Annotated in this window: 20 protein-coding genes and 1 tRNA gene; 11 read left to right on the top strand and 10 right to left on the bottom strand. The window is 65.4% G+C overall.

All coding sequences use genetic code 11. From position 1 onward, the window contains the following. Positions 1 to 32 precede the first annotated feature (32 nt). The 8 genes from ugpE to RPC_RS02015 form a co-directional block, all read right to left on the bottom strand. A complete protein-coding gene (gene ugpE, locus RPC_RS02050; protein ID WP_011470890.1) occupies positions 33 to 881 on the bottom strand; it encodes a sn-glycerol-3-phosphate ABC transporter permease UgpE in 849 nt (282 codons plus the stop codon). Beyond that, positions 881 to 1,762, bottom strand: a complete 882-nt coding sequence (gene ugpA / locus RPC_RS02045; RefSeq protein WP_011470889.1) for a sn-glycerol-3-phosphate ABC transporter permease UgpA — start codon at positions 1,760 to 1,762, stop codon at positions 881 to 883. Before ugpA ends, ugpE begins: the two co-directional genes overlap by 1 nt. Before the next feature lie 3 nt (positions 1,763 to 1,765). After that, entirely contained in the window at positions 1,766 to 2,161 is a 396-nt protein-coding gene (locus RPC_RS02040; protein WP_011470888.1) for an endonuclease domain-containing protein, read from the bottom strand. Positions 2,162 to 2,295: 134 nt separating this feature from the next. Continuing rightward, positions 2,296 to 3,612: a sn-glycerol-3-phosphate ABC transporter substrate-binding protein UgpB gene (gene ugpB / locus RPC_RS02035; RefSeq protein WP_011470887.1), complete on the bottom strand. Its 1,317-nt coding sequence runs from the start codon at positions 3,610 to 3,612 to the stop codon at positions 2,296 to 2,298. Positions 3,613 to 3,794: 182 nt separating this feature from the next. Beyond that, positions 3,795 to 5,000, bottom strand: coding sequence for a CaiB/BaiF CoA transferase family protein (locus RPC_RS02030; RefSeq protein WP_011470886.1), 1,206 nt, complete (start codon positions 4,998 to 5,000; stop codon positions 3,795 to 3,797). 47 nt (positions 5,001 to 5,047) lie between these two features. Next, on the bottom strand, positions 5,048 to 5,284 hold the full coding sequence (locus tag RPC_RS02025; RefSeq protein ID WP_011470885.1) for a GIY-YIG nuclease family protein: 237 nt from the start codon (positions 5,282 to 5,284) through the stop codon (positions 5,048 to 5,050). 189 nt (positions 5,285 to 5,473) lie between these two features. Then, positions 5,474 to 5,549: transfer RNA gene (locus RPC_RS02020), tRNA-Ala, on the bottom strand. Between the two features lie 65 nt (positions 5,550 to 5,614). Continuing rightward, complete coding sequence (locus tag RPC_RS02015) at positions 5,615 to 6,037, bottom strand: TIGR02300 family protein (protein WP_011470884.1); 423 nt, start codon at positions 6,035 to 6,037, stop codon at positions 5,615 to 5,617. Between the two features lie 95 nt (positions 6,038 to 6,132). Between RPC_RS02015 and aroA the strand changes: the two genes are divergently transcribed. After that, a complete protein-coding gene (gene aroA / locus RPC_RS02010; RefSeq protein WP_080507295.1) occupies positions 6,133 to 7,533 on the top strand; it encodes a 3-phosphoshikimate 1-carboxyvinyltransferase in 1,401 nt (466 codons plus the stop codon). A 157-nt stretch (positions 7,534 to 7,690) separates the two neighbouring features. Here the strand turns inward: aroA and RPC_RS02005 are convergent, their stop codons facing one another. Then, complete coding sequence (locus tag RPC_RS02005; RefSeq protein WP_011470882.1) at positions 7,691 to 8,362, bottom strand: lysophospholipid acyltransferase family protein; 672 nt, start codon at positions 8,360 to 8,362, stop codon at positions 7,691 to 7,693. A gap of 223 nt (positions 8,363 to 8,585) precedes the next feature. Between RPC_RS02005 and cmk the strand changes: the two genes are divergently transcribed. The 10 genes from cmk (at position 8,586) to RPC_RS01955 (ending at position 18,815) form a co-directional block, all read left to right on the top strand. Beyond that, positions 8,586 to 9,224, top strand: a complete 639-nt coding sequence (cmk, locus tag RPC_RS02000; RefSeq protein WP_011470881.1) for a (d)CMP kinase — start codon at positions 8,586 to 8,588, stop codon at positions 9,222 to 9,224. Between the two features lie 305 nt (positions 9,225 to 9,529). Then, positions 9,530 to 11,227: a 30S ribosomal protein S1 gene (gene rpsA, locus RPC_RS01995; protein WP_011470880.1), complete on the top strand. Its 1,698-nt coding sequence runs from the start codon at positions 9,530 to 9,532 to the stop codon at positions 11,225 to 11,227. A gap of 464 nt (positions 11,228 to 11,691) precedes the next feature. Further along, positions 11,692 to 12,669, top strand: coding sequence for a signal peptide peptidase SppA (gene sppA, locus RPC_RS01990; protein ID WP_011470879.1), 978 nt, complete (start codon positions 11,692 to 11,694; stop codon positions 12,667 to 12,669). Positions 12,670 to 12,841: 172 nt separating this feature from the next. Further along, positions 12,842 to 13,147, top strand: a complete 306-nt coding sequence (locus tag RPC_RS01985; protein WP_011470878.1) for an integration host factor subunit beta — start codon at positions 12,842 to 12,844, stop codon at positions 13,145 to 13,147. A gap of 33 nt (positions 13,148 to 13,180) precedes the next feature. Next, positions 13,181 to 13,573, top strand: coding sequence for a lipopolysaccharide assembly protein LapA domain-containing protein (locus tag RPC_RS01980; RefSeq protein WP_011470877.1), 393 nt, complete (start codon positions 13,181 to 13,183; stop codon positions 13,571 to 13,573). A gap of 55 nt (positions 13,574 to 13,628) precedes the next feature. Further along, positions 13,629 to 14,285, top strand: coding sequence for a phosphoribosylanthranilate isomerase (locus tag RPC_RS01975; protein ID WP_011470876.1), 657 nt, complete (start codon positions 13,629 to 13,631; stop codon positions 14,283 to 14,285). Next, positions 14,285 to 15,499 (top strand): tryptophan synthase subunit beta, encoded by a 1,215-nt coding sequence (gene trpB / locus RPC_RS01970; RefSeq protein ID WP_011470875.1) that lies wholly within the window; start codon positions 14,285 to 14,287, stop codon positions 15,497 to 15,499. The genes RPC_RS01975 and trpB overlap by 1 nt, the downstream gene beginning before the upstream one ends. Next, positions 15,496 to 16,332: a tryptophan synthase subunit alpha gene (trpA, locus tag RPC_RS01965; protein WP_041801279.1), complete on the top strand. Its 837-nt coding sequence runs from the start codon at positions 15,496 to 15,498 to the stop codon at positions 16,330 to 16,332. The genes trpB and trpA overlap by 4 nt, the downstream gene beginning before the upstream one ends. A 144-nt stretch (positions 16,333 to 16,476) precedes the next feature. Further along, complete coding sequence (gene accD, locus RPC_RS01960; RefSeq protein ID WP_011470873.1) at positions 16,477 to 17,475, top strand: acetyl-CoA carboxylase, carboxyltransferase subunit beta; 999 nt, start codon at positions 16,477 to 16,479, stop codon at positions 17,473 to 17,475. Continuing rightward, entirely contained in the window at positions 17,472 to 18,815 is a 1,344-nt protein-coding gene (locus RPC_RS01955) for a bifunctional folylpolyglutamate synthase/dihydrofolate synthase (protein ID WP_011470872.1), read from the top strand. Before accD ends, RPC_RS01955 begins: the two co-directional genes overlap by 4 nt. Positions 18,816 to 19,062: 247 nt before the next feature. Here the strand turns inward: RPC_RS01955 and trxA are convergent, their stop codons facing one another. Then, positions 19,063 to 19,383, bottom strand: coding sequence for a thioredoxin (gene trxA, locus RPC_RS01950; protein WP_011470871.1), 321 nt, complete (start codon positions 19,381 to 19,383; stop codon positions 19,063 to 19,065). Positions 19,384 to 19,409 lie beyond the last annotated feature (26 nt).

Raw genomic sequence — 19,409 nt, 5'->3', positions numbered from 1 at the left:
ATTCGCTATTCGCCATTCGCTATTCGCCACCTTCACTTCTCCGTCTCCACCAGGCCGCGCACAAACAGTCTTTGCATCACGATGACCACCAGCACCGGCGGCAGCATCGCCAGCACCGCGGTGGCCATCACCACCGGCCATTCGGTCAGCGCGTCCGAAGTTGTAATCATCTTGCGGATTCCGATCACGATGGTCTGCATGTCGTCGCGGGTGGTGATCAGCAGCGGCCACAGATACTGATTCCAGCCATAGATGAACAGGATCACGAACAATGCTGCGATATTGGTGCGCGACAGCGGCAGCAGCGTATCCCAGAAGAACCGCAACGGCCCGGCGCCGTCGATCCGCGAGGCTTCCAGGAGTTCGTCGGGCACCGTCATGAAGAACTGCCGGAACAGCAGCGTCGCGGTCGCCGAGGCGATCAGCGGCAGCGTCAGTCCGGCGTAGCTGTCCAGCATGTTGAGGTCGGCGGCGATCTTGTAGGTCGGATAGATCCGCACCTCGACCGGCAGCATCAGGGTGATGAAGATCATCCAGAAGATCCACATCCGGAACGGGAAGCGGAAGTACACGATGGCATAGGCCGACAGGATCGAGATCGCGATCTTGCCGAGCGCGATGACCAGCGCCATCACCAGCGAATTGAACAGCATCACGCCCACCGGCTCGCGGGTCGAGCCGGAGGTGCCGACAAAAATCGTTCGGGTGTAGGTCTCGAGGAAATGCCCACCCGGCAGCAGCGACATCTGGCCGTTGGCGATCGACGCGGCGTCCTGGGTCGAGGCGACGAACGCCAGATAGACCGGAAACGCCACCACGGCGATGCCGATCCACAGAATGAGATGCGCGACGAATCCGCGGATGCCCTTGCGCTCGACCATCAATAGGTCACCTTGCGTTCGACGTAGCGGAACTGGATCGCGGTCAGCCCTATCACGATCACCATCAGCAGCACCGATTGCGCCGCCGAGGAGCCGAGATTGCCGCCGAGCAGGCCGTCGAGATAGACCTTGTAAACAAGGGTCTCGGTGGATTTCGCCGGCCCCCCGCCGGTCATCGCGTCGATGATGCCGAAGGTGTCGAAGAACGCGTAGACGATGTTGACCACGATCAGGAAGAAGATGGTCGGCGTCAGCAGCGGAAAAGTCACGGTCCAGAACCGCCGCATCGGACCGGCGCCGTCGATCGCAGCGGCCTCCAGCACGCTCTTCGGGATCGACTGCAAGCCGGCGAGAAAGAACAGGAAGTTGTAGGAGATCTGCTTCCAGGCCGCGGCCAGCACCACCAGGATCACCGCGTGATTGCCGTTGAGCAGCGGATTCCAGTCGAGCCCCAGATTGCGCAGTCCTCGCGCGAGCACGCCGAGCGACGGATGCAGCATGAACATCCACAGCACCCCGGCGACCGCGGGCGCCACCGCATAGGGCCAGATCAACAGCGTGCGATACAGCCCCACCGCGCGCAACGGCTTGTCGGCCATCACTGCCAGCAGCAGCGCGAACGACAGCGAGGAGCCGGCGATCAGTGCGGAAAACGCGAAGGTGCGGACGATGGCGTTGAAATATCCCGGCTGCTGCAACAACTCGGTGTAGTTCTCGAACGCCACGAAAGTGGTCGACAACCCGAACGCGTCCTGCAGCAGGAACGATTGCCACACCGCCTGCAGCGCCGGCCAATAGAAGAACACCAGCACGATGCCGACCTGCGGGGCGATCAGCAGGAACGGCAGCGCGCGCGATTGGAAGACGGCCTGTTTCTGCATGGGCTACTTCCCCTCCCCCCGCTCTTGCGGCGGGGAGGGGTCAGGGGTGGGGGGAGCCACGGACGCGACGCTCAAGATGGTCTCGACAACGCCCTCGATATTTTCGAGCACCTCGTGATTCCAAAACCTCAGCACCCGATAACCCTGTGCATGCATGTAGTCGGTGCGGATGTGATCCGTCGCGCTCTCCGCATGCTGCCCGCCGTCAATCTCAACGACGAGCCGAATGGCGTGGCAGGCAAAATCCGCGAAGTAGGGGCCGATCGTGGCTTGTCGTCGGAAGTGGACCTCGCCGAGCGATACTTTGCGCAGCCGCTGCCAAAGCTTGCGCTCGGCGTCGGTCGGATTCCGCCGCAGGCTGCGGGCGCGGGTGACGCGGTGATCGATTGTACGAGACATCGGCGCCGTCCCCCCACCCCCGACCCCTCCCCGCCGCAAGAGCGGGGGGAGGGGAACTCCCTCCGCTCTCGAATGCATCGATGCTATCTCATCTGCTGACGTCGTTCATCTTTGAACAACTTACGGTCGCTTCCCTACTTGCTCACCGTGCGTTCGAACTGCCGCAGCATGGCGTTGCCGCGGGTCACTGCGGTGTCGAGCGCGTCCTTGGCGGTCTTCTTGCCGGCCAGCGCGGATTCGATTTCTTCCGCCCAGATGTCGCGCAGCTGCACCATGTTGCCGAGCCGCAGTCCGCGGGAGTTTTCGGTCGGCGGTTTGTTGGTCAATTCCCTGAGCGGCGTCTCCAGATACGGCGCGTTGACGTAAAAGCCTTCCTCCTGGGCCTTGGCGTAGGCCGCCTTGGTGATCGGCAGATAGCCAGAGGCCTTGTGGATCGCGACCTGACGGTCGGTGTCGGACAGGAAGCTGAGGAACTTGGCGACGCCCTTGTATTCCGCCGGCGACTTGCCGCCCATCACCCACAGCGAGGCGCCGCCGATGATCGAGTTCTGCGGCGCGCCTTGAACGTCCGGATAATACGGCATCGGCGCGTTGGTCCAATCGAACTTGGCGTTGCCTTTGACCTGGCCGAAGAAGCCCGAGGAACTCAGGAAGATCGGGCATTCGCCGGAGGTGAAACGGCCTTCTCCAGTGTTGGTGCGGCCGGAATAATCGTAGGTCTTGTCCTTCTGCAGCGCGATCAGCGTCTCCAGATGCTTGATCTGCAGCGGGCCGTTGAATTCGAGCTTGGTGTCGAAGCCGTCGAGGCCGTTGGCCCGGCTCGCCAGCGGCACGTTGTGCCAGGCCGACAATTGCTCGAGATTGGCCCAGGTCACCCAGGCGGTGGAGAAGCCGCAGGTGGCGTAGCCCGCCGCCTTCAATTTCTTGGCGTCTTCGAACACCTCCGGCCAGGTCTTCGGGATCTCGGCGATGTTGGCCTTCTTCAAGGCGTCCTTGTTGATCCACATCACCATCGAGGACGAGTTGAACGGGAACGACAGCATCTCACCCTTCGAGGTCGAGTAGTAGCCGGTGATCGCCGGCAGATAGGCCTGCGAGTCGAATTTCTCTCCGGCCTCCGCCATCAACTTGTAGACCGGCTTCACCGCCCCGGTCGCTGCCATCATGGTGGCGGTGCCGACCTCGAACACCTGGATGATATGCGGCGCGTTGCCGGCGCGGAACGCCGCGATGCCGGCGTTCATGGTGTCGGGATAGCTGCCCTTATAGGACGGCACCACCTTGTAGTCGGTCTGCGCGGCGTTGAACTCTTCGGCGAGCTTGACGATGACGTCGTTGTTGGCGCCGGTCATGGCGTGCCACCACTGGATCTCGGTCGCAGCAAGCGCAGGCGAAGCGAGTCCCAACGCAAGCGAAAGCGTCGCCGCCAGGCCGACATGTCGAAGTGCCATCAAAATCCTCCCGATAGGCCATCATCTCGTCGCGCGGTAACAGCGCCTGATGACATGCACATGACCGTGTCCGCGAGCGCAGCGTAGGGGGGAAGCGACGGCCGAGGGAAGCGATAAAAGAGACGGAACAGCAACTGCCGCGATGCGGTATCGAACGCGAGCGAGTTGCGGAACGCCGCTGCTCAGCGTTTCCTTTGCCGGTCGCACACGGCGCCGCTTGCAACCAACGCCCGGATTTCGTCTGACGAAAATCCGAACTCGCCGAGCACCTCGCCGGTGTGCTCGGCGAATGTCGGCGGCACGCGACGCAGCGATGCTTTGGTGCGCTCGAATCGGATCGGCGAAGCGACACCTTTGTACCAGTCCTTCTCGATCACATCGCCGCGGTAGGTCGCGTGCGCGCTGGTCAGCGCCTTGTCGATGGTCTGCACCGGGCCGGCCGGTAGGCCAGCCGCCAACAGCCGATCGCACAGCGGCTCGGCGTCGGCCTCGCTGAACACCGCGGCGAGTTCCGCACTCAACGCGTCGCGGTTGGCGATGCGGTCCTTGTTGCGGGCGAAGCGCGGATCGGTGCCGAGCTCGGGCTTGCCGATCTCCTTAGCTAGCTTGCGGAAGGTGGCGTCGTTGCCGACGCCGATGAAGATGTCGTCGGTGCGAGTCGGGAAGATCGCGTAGGGCACCAGGTTGGGGTGCTCGTTGCCGGTCAGCGCCGGCGGCCTGCCGTGCAGGAAATAATTCGCGGCGTGCGGATGCATGATGGCGAGGCCGGTCTCGAACAGCGTGGTTTCGACGAACTGGCCGCGGCCGGATTTCTGCCGCTCGGCCAGTGCCATCAGGATGCCGACCGTGGCATAGAGCCCGGTGGTGATGTCGACCAAAGGCACGCCGATCCGGGTCGGGCCGCTTTCTTTCGAGCCGGTGGCGGCGATCATGCCGGCCATCGATTGCACGATGGCGTCGTAGCCGGGATTGCCGCCGCGCGGGCCGTCGGCGCCGAAGCCGGAAATCCGGCAATGCACCAGCCGGGGAAATTGCGCGCTCAACACTTCGTTGCCGAGGCCCCATTTCTCCAGCGTGCCGGGCTTGAAATTCTCGATCACCACGTCGGCCTGGCCGAGCATCTTCAACAGCACCGCGCGGCCGCCGGGCGAGGCGAGGTCGAGCGAGATCGAGCGCTTGTTGCGGTTGGCGCCGATGAAATACGCCGCGTCCGCGTCGTGGAACGGAGGGCCCCATTCGCGGGTCTCGTCGCCGGCCGGCGGCTCGACCTTGATGACGTCGGCGCCGTGGTCGGCGAGGATCTGCGTGCAATAGGGGCCGCCGAGCACGCGCGACAGATCGATCACGCGCAGGCCGGTCATCGCACCGGGGGCAATGTCAGGAGGCATATGCGCTTTCTTGCGAAGCTATGAGGAAGAGTTCCGAAACTTATCCGTCAGAGCCGCTTCTTGGCAAATGCCCGGCCCGACGCCGACTTCAAATATTGCTCGAACGCGACGGCTTTGTCTTCGTCGCTGAACGCGATGTAAGTCTTGAGCCGCCAGGGCTTGAATTTGGAGGTATGGGGCACCTCGCCGGCATTGTGCTTGGCCAGCCGTGCGCGCAGATCGTCGGCGATGCCGACATAAAAATGTTCGGAGTCGAGGCTTTCGAGAATGTAGACGTACTTCATCGAACCCTGCCAAGGCGCGCGGAACGTCGGAGTGCTGATTGAAGTTGGAGTTTGGAAGATTGAAGCTGTGTCGATGAAATCGAGCGGCCCGGCTTCGCCCTGCGGGCTACGCCGCGGCAGCCTTCGCTTGCTTCGCCACGAGAGTTCGGCGTGGCTTGCCGAGCCGTAGCTTGCGAAGCAAGCGAAGGCTGGTGGAGCCAGGCGGGATCGAACCGCCGACCTCTTGCATGCCATGCAAGCGCTCTCCCAGCTGAGCTATGGCCCCTTAACCGTGCGCGGCGGTGGGATTCGTCCGCGCAGGCATTCGTTGATCACATTCCGGCGACGATCTCAAGTCTCCTCGTCACCAGAAACGTCACCAATGATATCGGTGACGTCTTCGTCGCCTTCTTCTTCGTCGGCGATGAAGGTGGAATCGTCGTCGTCATCGTCTTCGATGGTGTCGTCGATCTCGATATCGTCTTCGGATTCCGGCACCACGGCCTTGACCTTGCCGGTGTTCTCTTCGGCGTCGGCTTCTTCCAACGGCACCAATTCCTCGGCTTCGGCGGCTTCCGGCGCTTCGGCGGCAGCAGCCGCGGAGGCCGCGGCGGCGCGCGAGGCGGCGTCCGCACGGGTTCGCGGCGGCGGAATCGGCGCAATCGGAACGACCTCCCCGGTATAGGGCGAAATCACCGGGGTCTTATTGAGGTCGTAGAACTTTTTGCCGGTCGTCGGGCAAATACGCTTGGTGCCGAGGTCGGATTTGGCCACTTGTGCAATCCTGGGAATTCTTGAAAAACGGTGCTTCACTTGGCTAGTTGCCACGCTGCTGTCAATAGCGCTCTGCACGGGGCGGCGGCAACGTGATGCGCGCAAGCCGTTCGCATCCGGCCGCGCCGGCGCAGAGGAACACAATCTTGACCCATTCAGCTCACCCCTCCGGCCAGCCGAGCCCACTTCAAGCGCGCAAGTCCGCGTCCCTGACCGGCCGGGTGCGGGTGCCGGGCGACAAATCGATCTCGCATCGGGCGCTGATTCTCGGCGCGCTGGCGGTCGGCGAAACCCGGATCAGCGGGCTGCTCGAGGGCGAGGACGTGCTCAACACCGCCAAAGCGATGCGGGCGCTCGGCGCTAGCGTCGAGCGCACCGGCGATTTTGCCTGGCGGATCCACGGCGTCGGCGTCGGCGGTTTCGCGCAGCCGGCCGCGGCGCTCGATTTCGGCAATTCCGGCACCGGCTGCCGGCTGGTGATGGGCGCGGTCGCCGGCTGTCCGATCACCGCCACCTTCGACGGCGACGCCTCGCTGCGCTCGCGGCCGATGCGGCGGATCGTCGATCCATTGGAACTGATGGGCGCACGGGTCATCGACAGCCGCGAGGGCGGCCGGCTGCCGCTGACCCTGCAGGGCGCCCGCGATCCGCTGCCGATCCTCTACCGCACCCCGGTGGCCTCGGCGCAGATCAAGTCCGCGGTGCTGCTGGCGGGGCTGGCGGCGCCCGGAATCACCACGGTGATCGAGCAGGAGGCCAGCCGCGACCACACCGAACTGATGCTGAGCCATTTCGGCGCGCAGATCGTCAGCGAGCCCGAAGGCGCGCACGGCCGCAAGATCTCGCTGACCGGGCAGCCCGAGCTGCGCGGGGCGCCGGTGGTGGTGCCGGCCGACCCGTCCTCGGCGGCGTTTCCGATCGTGGCGGCACTGATCGTGCCGGGCTCCGACATCGTGCTGACCGAGGTGATGACCAATCCGCTGCGCACCGGGCTGTTCAAGACCTTGCGCGAAATGGGCGGCTCGATCGAGGAGAGCGAGGTGCGCGGCGACGCCGGCGAGCCGATGGCCCAGTTCCGGGTGCGCGCCTCGCAGCTCAAGGGCGTCGAAGTTCCGCCGGAGCGGGCGCCGTCGATGATTGACGAATATCTGGTGCTGGCGGTGGCCGCCGCCTTCGCCGAGGGCACCACGCGGATGCGGGGCTTGAAGGAATTGCGGGTCAAGGAGAGCGACCGGCTGGAAGCCACCGCGGCGATGCTGCGGCTCAACGGCGTTTCGGTCGAGATCGACGGCGACGATCTGATCGTCGAGGGCCGCGGCCACGTGCCGGGCGGCGGGCTCGTTGCCACCGAAATGGATCACCGCATCGCGATGTCGGCGCTGGTGATGGGGCTCGCCGCCGACCAGCCGGTGACCATCGACGATACCGGCTTCATCGCGACGTCCTTCCCGGACTTCATCCCGATGATGCGCCGGCTCGGCGCGGAGTTCGGCTGAACACGGACTGTTGGTCGCGTGCCCCGGATGCAGTGCACCGCGCCGCCCTTGCGGCGTGGTGCGCTGCAGATCCGGGGCCGTTACGGACCGCAGCGTTTGGAATGGTCCCGGCTCGCGTCGCAGCGCTTGCGCGCTGCTCCGCGTCCGGGACACGAGCTCACGCCGCCTCGATCGGCGCCCGGCCGGCGAGCGTGTCGGCGTCGCGTTGCACCGCGGTCAGCGCCGCTTCGAGCTGCTGGCTGATCACGGCGCGATCGGCGTCGGCGTCCACCGTGATCGGCGCGCCCCAGCGCACCACGATCTTCGAGAACGGCTTCGGCAGGAATAGCCGGTCCCAGCTCTTGAACACCACCGCGCGCTGCGGGCTGATCGACACCGGCAGGATCGGCAGCCCGGTCAGCCGGGCGAGATCGAGAACGCCCTCGTTGACGTGCATCCGCGGTCCGCGCGGCCCGTCCGGGGTGACGAACAGGCAATGGCCGTCGCGGCCGAACCGCATCAATTCGCGCACCGCGCGCATGCCGCCCTTGGAGCTCGATCCGGTGACGGTCTGGATTCCGAAGATCGCGCCGATCTTCGAGATGATGCGGCCGTCGCGGTGGCCGCTGATCAGCGCCTTCAGCGCCTTGTCTTCCATGCACAGCATCGGCAGCATGATCAGCCGGCCGTGCCACATCGCCATGATGTAGGGCCCCGGAACCGGCGGCCGCGGCCGGTCGAATTTGGCCGTCCAGGTCACGATCTGAAAATACGCCGCCAGCGGATAGCTGATGGAGGTCTGGAACGCATCCGAGCGCAGGATGCGTTTGATGAAAGCGGGCGTGGCCATCGGAAAACGTCACCGGGATCATTGCGGCGCAAGCGGCGGCGCGGACGGCCGCCCGCGCTGCGGGTCTTGGGAGGCCGGCTTATACGTGCCGACCGGCCGCTTGCAAACGACCACGCGCGAATGCGGCGGCTTGAAACTTGCCCGCCGGCGGTGTTGAAGGTGCCCGGTTCGGTCGCCCGCGCCCCGCAATGGGCGCCGCTGGGCGCAGGAAAGCAGGATCAGGATGATTATCGCCATCGACGGACCGGCCGCCTCCGGCAAGGGCACGCTCGGCAAGCGGCTCGCGGCGCATTACGGCTACCGTCATTTAGATACCGGCGTGATCTACCGTGCGGTCGCCAAGGCGCTGCTGGACCAGGGTGCCGAGCTGACCGACGAGACGCGCGCGGTCGCTGCGGCCGAAGCGCTCGATCCGGACACCTTCGCCGATCCGGCTTTGAAATCGCAAACCGTCGGCGAGGCCGCCTCGGTGGTGTCGGCGTTGCCGCGCGTCCGCGCCGCGCTGCTCAACTTTCAGCGCCAGTTCGCGGCCCACCCGCCCGGCGCGGTGCTGGACGGCCGCGACATCGGAACCGTGATCTGCCCGGAGGCCGACGTGAAGATCTTCGTGGTCGCCGATGCGAGTGTCCGCGCGCATCGGCGCACGCTGGAAGCGCTGGCGCGCGGCGAGCCCGCCGATGAGGCGCAGGTGCTGGCAGATATTCTCAAACGCGACGAACGCGACAAGAGCCGCGCGGCGGCGCCGCTAAAAGCCGCAGACGATGCGCACTTGCTCGATAACTCGCATTTGGATATAGAAAGCGGCGTCCGGGCCGCCATCGACATTGTCGAGGCCGTTCGAGCGGGCCGGCAGCGGGTCTGAGATTTCTCGGAAGTGGGATACTCAGGCGAAACCGTTGCCGTCATTGGAGGAAAGCCCGCTCCAGGTCGCGTGTGTGGTGTTGAACTGATAGGATCACGACCTTAGATTTTCGAGGTCGGTCTACCGTGTTCAGGCCCCGGATCGCCTACTGGAATTTCTAACAACCACCGTATCGATCGTGCAGGCATGCTGCCGGCCCGCTTAGCCCATTCAGCAAGCGGTCGCCAAAGGGCGCGGACCTTTGGCACTTCACGCCCGATACGCCCTCAACCGATAAGCCGGCGACACCCGCATCTGGAGAACAAATGGCTTCGACTGCTTCCTATAATCCTTCCCGCGACGATTTTGCCGCGATGCTCGACGAGTCTTTCGCCGGCGGCAATCTGCAGGAAAGCTCTGTCATCAAGGGCATTGTTGTTGCGATCGAGAAGGACATGGCCGTCATCGACGTCGGCCTGAAGACCGAAGGCCGCGTGGCGCTGCGCGAATTCGCCGGCCCCGGCAAAGAAAGCGAACTCAAGGTCGGCGACACCGTCGAAGTGTTCCTCGACCGCATCGAGAATGCGCTCGGCGAAGCCGTGCTGTCGCGCGACAAGGCGCGCCGCGAGGAAAGCTGGGGCAAGCTCGAGAAGGCCTTCAACAATAACGAGAAGGTCCACGGCGTCATCTTCAACCAGGTCAAGGGCGGCTTCACCGTCGATCTCGACGGCGCGGTGGCGTTCCTGCCCCGCTCGCAGGTCGACATCCGGCCGATCCGCGACGTCGCGCCGTTGATGAACAACTCGCAGCCGTTCCAGATCCTCAAGATGGACCGCCGCCGCGGCAACATCGTGGTGTCGCGCCGCACGGTTCTCGAAGAGACCCGCGCCGAGCAGCGCCAGGAACTGGTGCAGAACCTCGAAGAAGGTCAGGTGATCGACGGCGTGGTCAAGAACATCACCGATTACGGTGCGTTCGTCGACCTCGGCGGCATCGACGGCCTGCTGCATGTGACCGATATCGCCTGGCGCCGGGTCAATCACCCGACCGAAGTGCTCACCATCGGCCAGACCGTCAAGGTCAAGATCATCAAGATCAACCACGAGACCCACCGCATTTCGCTCGGCATGAAGCAGCTGCTGGACGATCCGTGGCAGGGCATCGAGGCGAAGTACCCGCTGAACGCGCGCTTCACCGGCCGCGTCACCAACATCACCGACTACGGCGCCTTCGTCGAACTGGAGCCGGGCATCGAAGGCCTGATCCACGTCTCGGAAATGTCGTGGACCAAGAAGAACATGCACCCCGGCAAGATCGTCTCCACCTCGCAGGAAGTCGAAGTGCAGGTGCTCGAGGTCGATTCGGTGAAGCGCCGGATTTCGCTCGGTCTGAAGCAGACCATGCGCAATCCGTGGGAAGTGTTCGTCGAGAAGTACCCGGTCGGTTCCACCGTCGAAGGCGAAGTCAAGAACAAGACCGAGTTCGGTCTGTTCCTGGGTCTCGACGGCGAAGTCGACGGCATGGTGCATCTGTCGGACCTCGACTGGAAGCAGCCGGGCGAGCAGGTCATCGACAACTTCAAGAAGGGCGACGTCGTCAAGGCGATCGTGCTCGATGTCGATGTCGAGAAGGAGCGCATCTCGCTCGGCGTCAAGCAGCTCGAAGGCGACCCCTTCGCCGAGCCGGGCGACGTCAAGAAGGGCGCGATCGTGACCTGCGAAATCATGGACGTGAAGGAATCGGGCATCGACGTGCAGATCGTCGGCACCGACTTCAACACCTTCATCAAGCGCTCGGAGCTCGCGCGTGAGCGTTCCGATCAGCGCGCCGAACGCTTTGCGGTCGGTGAGAAGGTCGACGCCCGGGTGATCCAGTTCGACAAGAAGGCCCGCAAGGTCCAGGTGTCGATCAAGGCGCTCGAAGTCGCCGAAGAGAAGGAAGCCATCGCGCAATACGGGTCTTCGGATTCGGGAGCGACGCTGGGCGACATTCTCGGCACCGCGCTGAAGCAGCGCGACAAATAAGCTTCGACAGCGTCGGAGTTGGAATTGGGGCCCCGGGAAACCGGGGCCTTTTTTCGTTGGGGCACGCGGTAGGGTGGGCAAAGGCGCTGTTGCGCCGTGCCCACCAGGACCGTCCGCGCAGCTTGCGGTGGGCACGCGATTGCTGTCGCTCTTCGAGCGACGGCAATCGCTTTGCCCACCCTACGGCTCTACGACTCAAAGATCACCGTGCCCCGGACAAAGCGCGGCACGCCGCCCTTGCGGCGTGATGCGCTGCAGAGCCGGGGCCGTTACGGAACGCAGCGTTCCGTAACGGTCCCGGTTCTGCGGAGCAGCGCTGCGCGCTGCACCGCGCCCGGGACAACAGGCCTGGCGACGGGCCCGCACCTTGTTTTCTTCATATTGGGTTGCAATTGATGTAATCGGGATACGATTGATCAACACTCCCGATAGAAAACCGTGACGATCGTTGCTGGAGAAGTCCGATGTCGTTTGATTCCGATGTGATCGTCGATCGCCGCAGGATGCGCCGCAAGCTGACCTTCTGGCGCGTCGCGGCGGCGCTGGTGGCGATCGCCGCGGTGATCGCGGTCGGCTCCGCCACGGTGCCCTCGGGTCCGTTGGCGGGGACCTCCGGGGCGATCGCCCGCGTCAAGATCGACGGACTGATCCGCAGCGATGCCGATCGTGTCGAGGCGCTGGAGCGGCTGGAAAAATCCGCCGCGGCCGCGGTGGTCGTGCACATCAACTCGCCGGGCGGCACCACCGCCGGCTCCGAGCAGCTTTACGACGCGCTGGTGCGGCTCAAGGCCAAGAAACCGCTGGTGGTGGTGATCGAGGGCCTGGCGGCCTCCGGCGGCTATATCGCGGCGATCGCCTCGGATCATATCGTGGCGCAGCAGAGTTCGCTGGTCGGCTCGATCGGCGTGCTGTTTCAGTTTCCCAACTTCACCGAATTGATGAAGACCGTCGGCGTCAAGGTCGAGGAAGTGAAGTCGTCGCCGCTGAAGGCCGCGCCGAACGGCTTCGAGCCGACCAGTCCGGAAGCCCGCGCCGCGCTGGAATCGCTGGTGAAGGATTCCTACGCCTGGTTCCGCGGCCTGGTGAAGAGTCGCCGCGGCATGGACGATCAGTTGCTGGAGAAAGTCGCCGACGGCCGGGTGTTCACCGGGCGCCAAGCGGTCGATCTGAAGCTGATCGATCAACTCGGCGACGAGAAGACTGCGATCGCCTGGCTGGTCGCGGAAAAGAAGGTCAAAGCCGATCTGCCGGTTCGCGACTACAAGTTGACACCGCGGTTCGGCGATCTGACGTTCCTGCGGGCCGCCACCTCGATCACGCTCGACGCGCTGGGCTTGAATGCGGTGGCCCGGCAGATCGAACGCGCCGGCGTGGTGCAATCGGTCGAGCAGCTCGGGTTGGACGGCATGCTGGCGCTGTGGCGACCAGCGGGATCGAACTGAGTTGTGGTGCGACTGCGCGCCCGCTCGATACGCGAAGCGACGTCAGGGGTGCCGCGATGCCGTTTTCGGCGGCGACCTGGTGATTTCAACGCCCTCTGAATTCATTTAGCGTCTTGACAGTCCAAGGCATTTTCACAGAAATGGCGATCCGCACCCACGGGCCCCAGTCTCGATGATCAAATCCGAACTCGTTCAGCGTATCGCCGAGCACAACCCGCACCTTTATCAGCGGGACGTCGAGAATATCGTCAACGCTATCCTCGACGAGATCGTGGCGGCGCTGGCGCGCGGCGACCGCGTCGAGCTTCGTGGTTTCGGCGCATTTTCGGTCAAGCATCGGCCGGCGCGCGCCGGGCGCAATCCGCGCACCGGCGCCCACGTGCCGGTTGACCAGAAGAGCGTGCCGTTTTTCAAGACCGGCAAAGAAATGCGCGAACGGTTGAACCGTGACACCGGAGCGCCAGACAGCGGCGCGTAGCTTAGATCGGCGGCCTTCAAGGCGAGAGAGACCATGCAGAAATTCTTGACGGCCTTGGTTCTGATTCCGCTCGGACTGATCCTCTTCGTGTTCGCGGTCGCCAACCGCCAACTGGTCACGGTGTCGCTGGATCCGTTTGCCGGCAACGACCCCGAACTCGCGGTGACCATGCCGTTGTTCGTTCTCCTGATCGCGGTGGCGATCCTCGGCGTCATCGCCGGCAGCTCGGTGACCTGGCTGCGCCAGCGGCGTTGGCGCAAAGCTGCGCGCCGGCATCAGGCCGAGGCGATCGAGGCGCGGGCGCAGCTGACCGAATTGCGCGCCAGCGTCGTGACCCAGCCGGCGGCGGAGGCCCCGCGGGCGCCCCGGCTGTTGCAGCTCGGTTCCGCCAATAGTGCGCGAGACAAGCAGAGCGCGACGTTGTAACACCGGCCTTTCGGACCGAGCGCCTTGCTTTTCGGCCAACCCGTGCTGCGAGACCATGCCCCTTGTCGTCAAAATTTGCGGCCTGTCCACCCGCGCGACGCTCGACGCGGCGCTGGCGGCCGGCGCCGACATGGTCGGCTTCGTGGTCTTCCCGGCCTCGCCGCGGCATGTCGACCTCGCGCTCGCGCGCCAACTTGGTGACGCCACCGGCGATCGCGCCGCCAAGGTCGCGCTGACCGTCGATGCTGACGACGCGCTGCTGGAAAGCGTGATCGAGACGCTGCGGCCGGACATTCTGCAGCTGCACGGTCATGAATCGGCGGCTCGGGTCGCCGAGATCCGCCGCACGTTCGGGCTGCCGGTGATGAAAGTGCTGGGGGTGGCCAGCGCCGCGGACCTTGCGCCGTTGCCGGACTACGCGGCGGTGGCCGACCGCATCCTGTTCGATGCGCGGGCGCCGAAGGGCGCCAGCCGTCCGGGCGGGCTCGGCGCGGTGTTCGACTGGCAATTGCTACGCGATCTCGATCTGGCGCTGCCGTTCATGGTGTCGGGCGGCCTCACCGCCGACAATGTCGCCGAGGCGGTGCGGATCACCGGCGCCGGCGGCGTCGATATTTCTTCCGGCGTCGAAACCGCCCCCGGCGTCAAGGATCCAGATTTGATCCGCGCCTTCATTCGCGCCGCGCGCGCCTCGCAAGAGTTGATGATTTGATGACTACGCAGCTGCCAAATTCGTTTCGCTCCGGCCCCGACGAGCGCGGGCATTTCGGCATCTTCGGCGGACGCTTCGTCGCCGAAACCTTGATGCCGCTGATCCTCGATCTGGAAAAAGCCTATGCCGGCGCCAAGGCCGACCCTTCGTTTCAGCGCGAGATGGACGGCTATCTGAAGGATTATGTCGGCCGGCCGTCGCCGCTGTATTTCGCCGAGCGTCTCACCGACCACCTCGGCGGCGCGAAAATCTACTTTAAGCGCGAGGAGCTCAACCACACCGGCTCGCACAAGGTCAACAACGTGCTCGGCCAGATCATGGTGGCGCGGCGGATGGGCAAGAAGCGCATCATCGCCGAAACCGGCGCCGGCCAGCACGGCGTCGCCACCGCGACGCTGTGCGCGCGGTTCGGGCTGGAATGCATCGTCTTCATGGGTGCGGTCGACGTCGAGCGGCAGCAGCCCAATGTGATCCGGATGCAGATGCTCGGCGCCAAGGTGGTCCCGGTGCAGTCCGGCGCCCGCACGCTGAAGGACGCGATGAACGAGGCGCTGCGCGACTGGGTCACCAACGTCAGCGACACGTTCTACTGCATCGGCACCGCCGCCGGGCCGCATCCCTATCCGATGATGGTGCGCGACTTCCAGTCGATCATCGGCACCGAGACCAAGACGCAGATGCAGGCCGCCGAAGGCCGGCTGCCGGATTCGCTGGTCGCCTGCATCGGCGGCGGCTCCAATGCGCTGGGGCTGTTTCATCCGTTCCTGGACGATCCCACGGTCGAGATCTTCGGCGTCGAAGCCGCGGGCCATGGTCTCACGCAATTGCACGCCGCATCGATCGCCGGCGGCCGCCCCGGCGTGCTGCACGGCAACCGCACTTATCTCCTGATGGACGACGACGGCCAAATCCAGGAAGGCCATTCGATCTCCGCCGGGCTCGATTATCCCGGCATCGGCCCGGAGCATTCCTGGCTGCACGAGACCGGCCGCGTCACTTACCTCAGCGCCACCGACGACGAGGCGCTGGCGGCGTTCCAATTGCTGTCGCGGCTCGAAGGCATCATCCCGGCGCTGGAGCCGGCGCACGCCATCGCCAAGGTGCTCGAACTCGCACCGCAGCGGCCGAAGGACCACCTGATGGTGATCAACCTCTCCGGCCGCGGCGACAAGGACATCCCGCAAGTGGCTGAGATTTTGCGGGGGCAGAAGTGATGACTCGAATCGACACCCGTTTCGCCGAACTGAACAAGCAGGGCCGCGCCGCCTTCGTCACCTTCCTGATGGCGGGCGATCCCGATCTCGACACCTCGCTCGAGCTGATCAAGGCGCTGCCGAAGGCCGGCGCCGACATCATCGAAATCGGCATGCCGTTCACCGATCCGATGGCGGACGGCCCGGCGATCCAGGCCGCCGGCTTGCGCGCGCTGAAGGCCGGCACCACGCTGAAGAAGACGCTGGCTCTGGTGCAGGCGTTCCGCCGCGACGATAACGCCACGCCCGTGGTGCTGATGGGCTACTACAATCCGATCTACATCTACGGCGTCGACAAATTTCTGGTCGATGCCAAAGCGGCCGGCGTCGACGGCTTGATCATCGTCGACCTGCCGCCGGAGGAAGACTCCGAATTGTGCCTGCCGGCGATGCAGGCGGGGTTGAATTTCATTCGGCTGGCGACGCCCACCACCGACGACAAGCGGCTGCCGGCGGTGCTGGCGAACACCTCGGGCTTTGTCTATTACGTCTCGATCACCGGCATCACCGGCTCGGGCAGCGCGGATTCCGCGGTGGTGGGCCAGGCTGTACAAAGGATCAAGCGCCACACCAAGCTGCCGGTCTGCGTCGGCTTCGGCATCCGCACCCCGGAGGGCGCCCGCGACATCGCCCGCCACGCCAACGGCGCGGTGGTCGGCTCGGCGCTGGTCGATGTGCTGGCCAAAAGCCTGGACAAGGACGGCCGGGCCACCGCCGGGACGGTCGGCGCCGTCGCCGCACTGGTCGGCTCGCTGGCCGAGGGCGTCCATGCGGCGCAGCAGGCGGCCGAATAGCCACAATTGCGTCGGACCAAGGGTCCACCAAGGTGCGGGTTGCCGGGCGCGGCCCGGCCCGCCATATAGACAGCGCGCCATCCGCGACCGGAGGCGCCTCCCGGATAGCAGCGACGCCCGGACACAAGCGACGCGGAGTGCATCATGAATTGGCTGACCAACGTCGTTCGCCCCAAGATCCGCAACATCCTGCGTCGCGAGACCCCGGAGAACCTGTGGATCAAATGTCCGGATTCCGGCCACCTGGTGTTCTACAAGGACGTCGAAGCCAACCAGTTCGTGATCCCCGGCTCCAACTACCACATGCGCATGGGGGCTGCGGCGCGGCTGAAATCGATTTTCGACAATGAGACCTGGTACGACATCGCGCTGCCCGAGGTCACGCCCGATCCTTTGAAATTCCGCGACGAACGCAAATACGTCGACCGCATCAAGGACGCCCGCGCCAAGACCGGCATGAACGACGCCATCAAGGTCGGTTACGGCAAGCTCGAAGGCGGCGCCGTCGTGGTCGCGGTGCAGGATTTCGACTTCATGGGCGGATCGCTCGGCATGGCCGCCGGCGAGGCGATCGTGCGCGGCATCGAGCTTGCGGTCGAGAAGCAATCGCCGTTCATCCTGTTCGCGGCCTCCGGCGGCGCGCGGATGCAGGAAGGCATCCTGTCGCTGATGCAGATGCCGCGCACCACGGTCGGCGTGCAGATGCTGCGCGACGCCAAGCTGCCCTACATCGTGGTGCTGACCAATCCGACCACCGGCGGCGTCACCGCGTCCTACGCCATGCTGGGCGACGTGCAGATCGCCGAGCCCGGCGCGCTGATCGGCTTTGCCGGCGCCCGGGTAATCGAGCAGACGATTCGCGAGAAACTCCCGGAAGGTTTCCAGCGCGCCGAATATCTCAAAGAGCACGGCATGATCGACATGGTGGTGCACCGCCACGATTTGAAGGCAACGCTGGCGCGGCTGTGCCGGCTGCTGACCAAAGCTCCGATGCCCGAAGTCATCGTGGAGTCTGAGCCCGAACCGGAGCCGGAGCCGGTGGTGGCCGAAATCATTCCGCCCACGTCCGATCTGCCGGTCTCGGCGCCTGCGCCGGCCCCCGTTGCCGCGCAAACGCCGGCGCCCGCCGCGCCCTCGGCGTGAGCGAAGGCGGCGCCGCACCATTGACGCCGCTGGCCGAGGTGCGGGCGCGGCTGGCCAAGCTGCATCCCCAGCGCATCGATCTAGACCTCGAACGGATGCAGCGGCTCTTGCAGCGGCTGGATCGCCCGGAGCGCAGCCTGCCGCCGGTGATCCATGTCGCCGGCACCAACGGCAAAGGCTCGACGCTGGCTTATCTGCGGGCGATTCTGGAAGCCGCGGGCCTGCGCGTTCACGCCTACACCTCGCCCTGGCTGGTGCGGCCCAATGAGAGCATCCGGCTCGGACGCGTCGGCGGCGGCGTGCTGGTCGGCGACGACGAACTGATCGCCGTGCTCAGCCACTGCGAACGGCTCAATGCCGGGGCGCCCATCACGCTGTTCGAGATCGAAACCGCGGCGGCGTTGCAGCTGTGCGCGCAGCACCCGGCCGATGTGTTGCTGCTGGAAGTCGGGCTCGGCGGCCGGCTCGACGCCACCAATGTGATCGAGCGGCCGCTCGCCAGCGTGATCGCGCCGATCGGCATCGACCACACCGAATTTCTCGGAGAGACACTGGCGGCGATCGCTGCCGAAAAGGCCGGCATCATCAAGCGCGACAGCCCGGTGATCTGCGCCGAGCAGCCGGACCAAGCGATGGCGGTGATCGAAGCCGAGGCGCGGCGGCTGCACGCGCCGCTGCACGCCGCAGGGCAGCACTGGCATGTCGGCATCGAGCGCGGCCGGCTGGTCTATCAGGACGATCGCGGGTTGTTGGACCTCGCCGCGCCAAAACTGTTCGGCCGGCACCAGTTCGACAATGCCGGGCTGGCGATCGCCACGCTACGGGCGATCGCGACGTTGCGGATCGACCACGCCGCCTATGAGGCCGGCGTCGCCGGCGCCGAATGGCCTGCGCGGATGCAGCGGCTGACGGCGGGCGCTTTGGTCGATGCCGCGCCGCAGGGCAGCGAGCTCTGGCTCGACGGCGGCCACAACGCCGATGGCGGCCGGGTCGCGGCGGCGGCGCTCGGCGACCTTGAGGAGCGGGTGTCGCGGCCCCTGGTGGTGATCGCCGGAATGATGGCCAACAAGGACGCCGAGGCATTTCTCGGCAATTTCGCAGGCCTCACCCGCCACATCATCGCGGTGCCGATCCCGAGCCGCGAGGGCGCGATGGCGCCTGCGATGCTCGCCGACGCCGCGCGAAAACTTGGGCTGCGGGTCGAGATCGCGGCCAGCGTCGAGGCGGCGCTGGCGTCGCTGCGGCGGCTCGCCTACGAGGTGCCGCCGCGGATTCTGATCGCCGGCTCGCTGTATCTCGCCGGCGAGGTACTGGCGCGGAACGGCACGCCGCCGAGGTGATATCAGCTCATCCTGTGTCCCGGACAAGGTGCGGCACGAAACGCCGCGCCGCCGATCCGGGACCGTTCGAGATGCTGCCGTCGTAACGGCCCCGGCTCTGCGGCGCACCACGCCGCAAGCGCGGCGTAGTGCACCGCGTCCGGGGCACGACGACCGCGAAGTCGATACCTGAGGTCGCCGAACAAGGCCCCCAACGAAAACGGCCCGCTCTGGCGGGCCGTCGCAACCAATCAAAATCAGCGCCGGCTCACACCGCGGCGGAGATCCACTGATGCAGCTTCTGCTTCGGCGCGGCGCCGACCTGGCGCGAGGCCATCTCGCCGCCCTTGAAGATCAGCAGCGTCGGGATCGACATCACGCTGTACTTCGACGCGGTCTGCGGATTCTCGTCGACATTGAGCTTGACGATCTTGACCTTCTCGCCGAGCGCGCTGGAAATTTCGTCCAGCGCCGGCGCGATCATGCGGCAGGGACCGCACCATTCCGCCCAGAAATCCACCACGACCGGACCCGTTGCATTGAGCACTTCGGATTCGAAATCGGCGTCTGAAACCTTGCCAACGGCCATGGAGTACCTCGTTTGAATGTTGGAGA

The organism is Rhodopseudomonas palustris BisB18, assembly GCF_000013745.1.
GTDB lineage: Bacteria > Pseudomonadota > Alphaproteobacteria > Rhizobiales > Xanthobacteraceae > Rhodopseudomonas_A > Rhodopseudomonas_A palustris_F.
Note: the sequence above shows the minus strand (reverse complement) of the source record. Positions and strands in the feature narration are given on the sequence as shown.